The organism is Arthrobacter sp. CAN_A2, assembly GCF_015752045.1.
Classification (GTDB): Bacteria; Actinomycetota; Actinomycetes; order Actinomycetales; family Micrococcaceae; genus Arthrobacter_D.
In genome coordinates this window covers 1-4,379 of the sequence record NZ_JADOUS010000044.1, presented here as the reverse complement: position 1 = coordinate 4,379, position 4,379 = coordinate 1, and the positions used below count along the sequence as shown (strand labels likewise).

Here is a 4,379-nt window from a genome sequence, read left to right as displayed (position 1 = left end):
TGGGAGAGTAGGACACCGCCGGACAACCATTACAGGCAAGAGGCCCCACCACGGTGGGGCCTCTTCCCCGTTAACCACCCCACCCACCCGCGGCCGTGAAGGACCTGGGCGGGGGCTGCGGGACCGGGAACAGAAAGGGAGCGCACCCGACACGGGCGCGCTCCCTTCCATTCGTTCACCGGCCGGCGGTTCGGATCAGGCGCCGGGCAGGACGTCAGTCCTTCTTGAAGGCGTCCTTGATCTTCTCGCCGGCCTGCTTGAGGTCACCCTTGGCCTGATCGCCCCGGCCCTCGGCCTTCAGGTTCTCGTCGCCGGTTGCGTTGCCTGCGGCTTCCTTGCCCTGACCGCCGAGCTTCTGCGCGGCGTTGCCGATCTTGTCATCGAGTCCCATGATGCTCTCCTTACGGTTGACTTCAGTGGTCGTGCGATCGGCGTCGTCACCGATCCGCCCAGTCTAGGCATGGTCCTCACGGCCGGGAGGAGCCGACACCCCGGTTGCGGACAGGTGGTCCCCGATCATCAGAGCTCGTCGGAGCGACGGGCTGCGTCCATGACCGTGTTGCGCTGCCGGCGTAGTCCCCATGAGTCTCTTTGGCCCGAAGTGTCGGTGGCTGTTCGCTAGACTGGACGGCATTATGGATGACCCCCCGACGCATAGACCCATGCCCCTCACCCGCCTGACCGCCGCATCGCCGGCTGATCGAGGATGGGGGGCGACACCTTGTACGAGTTAGTCATGATCGGCGTCGGCCTGGTCCTCACGGTCGGCACCGGCATGTTCGTCGCCTCCGAGTTCGCACTCGTGAACCTCGACCGCAGCGAACTCGAAGCACGCGATGCACGCGGTGAAAAGGGCCTGAAGCCCACCATCAAGGCGCTGAAGATCACGTCGACCCACCTGTCGAGTGCTCAGCTCGGAATCACCCTGACCACCCTGCTCACGGGATACACGTTCGAGCCGGCCATCAGCTCCCTCCTCCGTGAACCCCTGCTCGGTGCAGGTGTCCCCGAGGCCTTCGTGCCCGGGATCGGCGCCGTGGTGGGCATCTTCCTCGCGACCGTGTTCTCCATGGTCATCGGCGAGTTGGTTCCCAAGAACTTCGCCCTGGCCCTTCCCCGACAGACCGCGAAGTTCGTCGTCCCGTTCCAGACCCTGTTCACCACCGTCCTGAAGCCCGTGATCCTCCTGTTCAACAACACGGCGAACAAGATCATCCGTTCCTTCGGCATCGAGCCGAAGGAGGAGCTCTCCGGTGCCCGAAGCGCCGAGGAGCTCAGCTCCCTCGTCCGCCGGTCGGCCCTGGAGGGCTCCCTGGATCAGGACCACGCGGAACTGCTGCACCGCACCCTCCTGTTCTCGGACCACACAGCCGACGACGTCATGACACCCCGCGTGCGGATGACATCGGTCCGGACGACCGACACCGCTGCTGAGATCGTCTCCACCGCGGTGACCACCGGGTATTCGCGGTTCCCTGTGATCGGGCAGGACAACGACGACATCCGCGGGGTCATCCACCTCAAGCAGGCCTTTGCCGTGCCGCTGGACGCACGAACCATCACCACGGCCGAGAAGCTGATGGTCGAGCCCCTGCGGGTGCCCGAGTCCATGAGCGTCGACAGCCTCCTGGGCCTCCTGCGCCAGCAGGGTCTGCAGGTCGCGATCGTCACCGACGAACACGGCGGTACTGCCGGAATCGTCACCCTCGAAGACCTCATCGAGGAGATCGTCGGGGAACTCGAGGACGAACACGACCGCACCCGGATCGGCGTCGTCCGCACCGGGAAATCCCTCACCTTCGATGCCTCGCTCCGCCCCGATGAACTCAGGGAACGCACCGGCATCGAGGTACCCGAGGGCGAGGACTACGACACCCTCGCCGGATACGTCACCGATGAACTCGACCGCATCCCCGAGCTCGGCGACGAAGTGGCCCTCGATGACGGCGTCCTGCGCGTGGAGCGGGTCCTCGGAGCCCACGTCGAGCGCATCCGCTTCACCCCGACGGATCCCTCCGATTACGCCCGGATGCCGGAAGACGCGCAGAGCCGACACGACCGCACCATCGACGAGCTGACAAAGGAACTGACCCATGAGTGAGTACCTGCCCGGACTGATCTGGCTGGTCGTGCTCCTGGCCGTCAACGCGTTCTTCGTGGGCGCCGAATTCGCGGTCATCTCCGCGCGTCGCTCCCAGATCGAGCCGCGCGCCGAGGAAGGCAGCAAGGCCGCGAAGACCACCCTCTGGGCGATGGAACACGCCACCCTGATGCTGGCCACCAGTCAGCTCGGCATCACCGTCTGCTCGCTGGTCATCCTCAACGTATCGGAGCCGGCGATCCATCACCTGCTCGAATACCCGCTGGCCCTGACCCCGATCCCGCCCGAAGCCATCGGCGTGATCGCGTTCGTCATCGCCCTGCTGCTGGTCACCTTCCTGCACGTGGTCCTGGGGGAGATGGTCCCGAAGAACATCTCGTTCTCCGTGCCCACAAAGGCCGCGCTGCTCCTGGCGCCGCCCCTGGTGTTCGTCTCCAAGGTCGTCCGGCCCGTCATCTGGACGTTGAACGGGATCGCCAACGGCATCCTGCGCCTGTTCAAGGTGGAGCCGAAGGACGAGGCGACCAGCGCCTTCACCCTCGACGAGGTAGCCACCATCGTCGAGCAGTCCACCAGGGAAGGGCTCCTTGCCGATGGAAGCGGGACCCTGACCAACGCGTTCGAGTTCACGTCGAAGACCGTCGCCGACGTCGAGGTCCCCATCGAGGAGATCGTGCACCTTCCGGAGACCGCCAGCCCGGCACTCATCCAGCGCACGGTCAGCGATCACGGGTACTCCCGGTACATCCTGACCCGCGACGGGGAACCGACCGGGTACCTGCACCTCAAGGACGTCACGGACCTCTCCACCCCGGAGTCGTTCGATGCGCCGGTACCCGCCAAGAGGGTCCGCCGACTCGCGTCCGCGTACCGCAGCAGTGATCTCGAGGACGCGCTGGCGACCATGCGCCGCACCGGCGCGCACATCGCCCGCGTCTTCGACGCCGAGGGCAACACCACCGGCATGCTCTTCCTCGAAGACATCCTCGAGGAACTCGTCGGCGAGGTCCAGGACGCCACCAGCGCCGCATGACGGGGCCTTGCCGGCGCAGGCACACTCACCGTCGGTGGCCCGCCCCGGCAAGGCCCCGTCAGATCCACTCGCGCCGTCGCAACGGGGGCTCCGTCCCTCCCGGACGCTGCACCAGCACCTGATTCACGCCGGTCAGCCCGCGCTCGAACCCGAGTGCGCTCGATGCCATGTACAGACGCCATACCCGAGCCCGTCCCTCGCTCGTGAGACGTACCGCGTCGTCCCAGTTCTGCTCGAGGTTGTGCACCCAGGCCCGGAGCGTCAGCCCGTAGTGCCGGCGGAGCGCTTCGACGTCGAGCACCTCCAGCCCTGCCGACTCGAGTGCCTCGATCATGACGGTAAGGCTGAGCATCTCACCGTCGGGAAAGACGTAGCGGGGGATGAACGAATCCGGATCCGGAGGCATCTCACCTGCGTTCCAGGAAATCGCGTGGTTGAGGAGGCGTCCGCCGGGACGCAGCAGGGTGTACAGCTGGGACGCGTAGTCACCGATCTGGTGCCCGCCGACGTGTTCGGCCATGCCGATCGAGCTGATCGCGTCGAACGGACCGTCGTGAACATCGCGGTAGTCCTGAACCCGGATCTCGATACGATCGGCGAGGCCGGCGTCGGACACGCGCTCGCGCCCGAGGTCCGCCTGCTCCTTCGAGAGGGTGACACCAACGACGTCGACTCCGTAGTTCTGCGCCGCGTGCAGCGCAAAACTACCCCAGCCGCAGCCCACGTCCAGCACCCGCATGCCGGGACGAAGGCCGAGTTTGCGGCAGACCAGGTCGAGCTTCGCGTCCTGGGATGCATCCAGGCCGGTGGTCTCGTCGTCCCAGACAGCGCAGGAGTAGACCATCGACCGCCCGAGCACGAGCGCATAGAACTCATTGCCGACGTCGTAATGGTGCGAGATCGCCGCGGCGTCGCGCTCCTTGGAATGCTTCCGCCCCGATCGGGTCACGTTCATCTCCTCGGGCGGCGGCGCGGGTGGAAGTCCCAGCGCGCCGATCCGGACGGCCGTGCGTACCAGTCTCATCCGTTCGCTGAGAGTCGGCGGCCGGAAAGCCCGCACTTCGGCGAACTTGCCCACGGAGCTGAGCGCGGAAAAGCGGCTCTTCGTAATTGAGAGTGGAGGTCGGGTGCCGTCGGCGTGAGCGGGGTGGGCGCGTCGATGACGGGATAGAGGTCGAGGCCTTCCGATGATGGAAGTTCTCACGCTATCCATCTGAAAGACCTCGACATGTTTCACGCTACCTT

At 66.0% G+C, this 4,379-nt stretch carries 4 protein-coding genes; 2 read left to right on the top strand and 2 right to left on the bottom strand.

Annotated elements, in window-relative coordinates:
* Positions 1 to 214: 214 nt before the first annotated feature.
* Positions 215 to 391: a CsbD family protein gene (locus IWX63_RS16380; protein ID WP_199279216.1), complete on the bottom strand. Its 177-nt coding sequence runs from the start codon at positions 389 to 391 to the stop codon at positions 215 to 217.
* 330 nt (positions 392 to 721) lie between these two features.
* Here IWX63_RS16380 and IWX63_RS16375 point away from each other — a divergent pair, with 330 nt between their 5' ends.
* Together IWX63_RS16375 and IWX63_RS16370 are read left to right on the top strand one after the other, a co-directional pair.
* A complete protein-coding gene (locus tag IWX63_RS16375; protein ID WP_199279215.1) occupies positions 722 to 2,101 on the top strand; it encodes a hemolysin family protein in 1,380 nt (459 codons plus the stop codon).
* Positions 2,094 to 3,134 (top strand): hemolysin family protein, encoded by a 1,041-nt coding sequence (locus tag IWX63_RS16370; RefSeq protein ID WP_199279214.1) that lies wholly within the window; start codon positions 2,094 to 2,096, stop codon positions 3,132 to 3,134. Before IWX63_RS16375 ends, IWX63_RS16370 begins: the two co-directional genes overlap by 8 nt.
* Before the next feature lie 58 nt (positions 3,135 to 3,192).
* Here the strand turns inward: IWX63_RS16370 and IWX63_RS16365 are convergent.
* A partial coding sequence (locus IWX63_RS16365; protein WP_199279213.1) for a class I SAM-dependent methyltransferase occupies positions 3,193 to 4,379 on the bottom strand: 1,187 nt, incomplete at its 5' end.

What these genes read in the sequence shown, in the direction of transcription:
- IWX63_RS16380 (WP_199279216.1), bottom strand. Translation starts at nt 391, where the DNA reads ATGGGACTCGATGACAAGATCGGCAACGCCGCGCAGAAGCTCGGCGGT.
- IWX63_RS16370 (WP_199279214.1), top strand. Translation starts at nt 2,094, where the DNA reads ATGAGTGAGTACCTGCCCGGACTGATCTGGCTGGTCGTGCTCCTGGCC.